Below are 2,929 nucleotides of genomic sequence, written 5' to 3'. Positions count from 1 at the left end.
CCCGGCGCGGCGCCCGGTCGTTGGGCGCGCGGAACCGGGCGCCACCGCCGCCGGCGCGCCCGGCCGGGGGCCGGGGGCGGGGGATCAGGGCCAGCGGGCCGCCCGGGGTGGCGCCTGGCGCCGGGGCGGCGGCTCCGCCGCCGAGGTCGAGCAGAAGATCGGCCCCGCGCGCCGCCTCGTCGCCGGCGCGCGGCGCCGGACTCATGTAGACGTCGAGCCCGCCGAGATGCCCGTCGGAGTCCTCGGCGGCGTGACCGTCGCGTTCGCGCGTGGCGACGCGGAACCCGGCCAGCGCGTCGGCCATCGCCGCGTCCGGCGCCATGATCGCCACCGAAAAGCTGTGCGCAAGGGCCCCCTGCGCGCCGGGCGTCAGCGCCAGCAGCGCCGCGACGATCATATGTCTGAAAGCCATGTCTGCGGTCTCCCTTCCCGTTTCGAGGGGCGTGTCGGCTCTGGCCCTTCCACGGCGCCGTACCCTTCTCGGCCATGCGCATGCGGATGTCGATTCCGCGGCCGATGACGCCGATCCTGATGATGCCCATGATGACGGCGTCCGTCTGCTGAAATTTCGACGCCGCGATGATCAAAGTGCCGGCGCCCTTTTCCGCCGCCGCCGCGCCACTGCGCCGAAAACTGCTGCGCCACCGCCGGGAACACGGAGGCGTCGAGGGTCTCCCTGGCGGCCTGCAGGACCATGCCCGCCGTCCTGGCGGTCCCCGGCAGCATCGCCGCCGCGCCGCCATTGGCGTTTCCGGCGTTCATCTCGGCGGTGACCGTGAGACCCCCGCAACGCGCGGCGGCGCCCAGCTGCTTGCCTTCAAGGTCCTTGACGTTGGTCTTGTCGATCTCGAGGCTGGAGCGCGCCGCGCAATTGTCGTCGTCCGCGTGGGGCGCGGCCACGTCCACCACCTGACGCTCCTGCCCGGCCGAGGTGGCGAGCACGACGGGCGGAATCCCCTGCGAGAAGGAAATCTGCGCATCCCCCGCCGCCATCGCCGCCATCGCGGCGCTGGCGTCGAAGGACGCGCGTTCGACCTCGACGCCGAACAGCGCCGCGCTGCAGACGCCGCCAAGCGGGCAAGCCGGCAAGCGGGGATTTGATCGGGTTCATCGTGTGCCTCCTCCTGTTCCAGCGTGTTTTTGGCAAGGCTTGATCGCGGGATCGCTGGCGGCCCTCCATGCCCACCATGCGCGATATCCGCGCCGTGGCCTTGGCGGCGCGCTGCACCGGCGGGCTCTCGGTGCGCCTCGATGGGCGAGGGAACCGGGGTGTTGCAATCCGCCATCAGCAGCGGCGCGTGGTCGCAATCGTCCTTTGCCGCGGTGGCGGCGATCCCCCGCGCCGTCCGAGGGCGGCAGCCCGCCCTCGCCGGAAATCCATGTGCTTGCAGGTCTGGGTGCTGAAGCGGGCGGCCAGCCCGAAGCCGCCGCGGCGCCGTCCGGCCAAGCGGGCGCCCATGGTGTGGGCGCAATCCTCGATCAGGGTCAGGTCGTGACCGTCGGCGACGGCGCATCGCCGGTCCATGTCGGCGACATGTCCGCGCCTATGCGACAGCGGCAGGATGCGCGCGCCGCTGGCCTTCGCCTTGGCGGCCAGAACCGCATCGTCATCGCCAGCCAGCACGCCATCACCGCCTCGATCGCCCCGGCGCCCCGGCGCCCCGGCCAGGGGGGCCGTCTGCCAGACCATCCTGTCGATGATTGACGCTTGAACCGGCGCCCCGAACGGCGCTTCAGCCCGGCGCGCGCAGCGCCGGCGCCGCAAGCGCGCGCAGCAGCGGGCGATGGTCGCCGGCCTCGAACCGCGCCAGCGCCGCCAGCACCGCATCGATCGGCAGGCCGTCGGCGGCGGCGGCGAGCTTTTCCAGCAGCCGCGCGCGCGACATGGGGTTTTCAGGATCGCCGAGCGGGCGAAGCACCTCCCGATCATGCGCGCCGCCCGCCGCGTGCACCCGCACCCGCGCCGCCGCCATGCCGGGGAAAAGAGCGTCAAGCGCCGGATCGACGGCAAGCGTGACCTTGCGCGCGAAGGCCACGCTCCGCGGGTCATGCAGCTGCGCGGCGTCGATTGGCAGCATGGCGTCCGCGCCCTGGCAGGCGGCGAGACCGAGGCAGAACGGAATCGAATACTGCGCGCCCTCCGGCGTGTCCGGGTCGGGCAGGTTGCCAAGGCGCAGGGCGCGCGAAAACGTGCGGATCTCGACCCGCTGGACGGCTTCCGGCGACAGGCCTTCGCGGGCCATGATCGCCAGCAGCCCGTCGATCGCCGCATGGCCCCAGCGGCAGCAGGAATAGGGTTTGAAATACACCCCCTCGATCGCCGGGCGCGCGCCCGGATCGTGCAGGATGGCGGCGGAATCGTAGTAATCCGGGTGGTCGAGGATGTCCGGCGGCCCGGTGAACCCGGCGCGCGCCAGATCCACGGCCAGCGCGCCGGTGAGCGCGCTCCACGGGATGCCCTCCTTGGCGTTGGCCCCGCCGGAGCGGCAATAGCCCGAGGCCGACTGGTTGGGCCCGTGGATCCCGGCGATGGCCAGCGCATGGGCCATCTGGCCGCGATCCAGCCCGCGCAGCCGACCGGTCGCCGCCGCGACGCCGAAATTGCACCAGCGGCCCGTGGACATGGTGTCGAGCCGGGTCACGTCGCGCGCCGCCGCCACCCGCACCGCGACCTCGTAGCCCATGACGATGGCGCTGGCGAGCGCGTCCCACCCGGCGCCGGTTTCCTCGGCGACGGCCAGGCAGGCGGGGATGATCGCCGCCCCCGGATGCCCGGCGGCGGCGCGGTGGCCGTCGTCGAGGTCAAGGATGCTCGCCGCCGCGCAATTGGCCAGCGCCGCCGCCGCCGCTGGGGCCCGGTCGCCGGAAAACCAGACCGCGCAGGGCCCGGTCCCGAAACCGCTGCGCGCCGCCGCGCGCGCGGCCCCGG

General features: G+C 73.6%; 2 protein-coding genes and 2 pseudogenes. All 4 read right to left on the bottom strand.

Translation table 11 applies throughout. The features are described from left to right. Positions 1-412 (bottom strand): annotated as a pseudogene (locus AC1HC7_RS06080) (hypothetical protein); the annotation flags it as partial. 40 nt (positions 413-452) lie between these two features. Further along, a pseudogene (locus AC1HC7_RS06075) lies at positions 453-611 on the bottom strand (ABC transporter permease); the annotation flags it as partial. Between the two features lie 674 nt (positions 612-1,285). Continuing rightward, positions 1,286-1,624, bottom strand: coding sequence for a DegT/DnrJ/EryC1/StrS family aminotransferase (locus tag AC1HC7_RS06070; RefSeq protein ID WP_479498788.1), 339 nt, complete (start codon positions 1,622-1,624; stop codon positions 1,286-1,288). Positions 1,625-1,733: 109 nt separating this feature from the next. Continuing rightward, on the bottom strand, positions 1,734-2,929 hold a 1,196-nt coding region (locus AC1HC7_RS06065; RefSeq protein ID WP_479498787.1), incomplete at its 5' end, for an MmgE/PrpD family protein.

It is taken from the genome of Oceanicella sp. (assembly GCF_056449545.1).
This window is presented reverse-complemented; position numbering and strand designations above follow the sequence as displayed.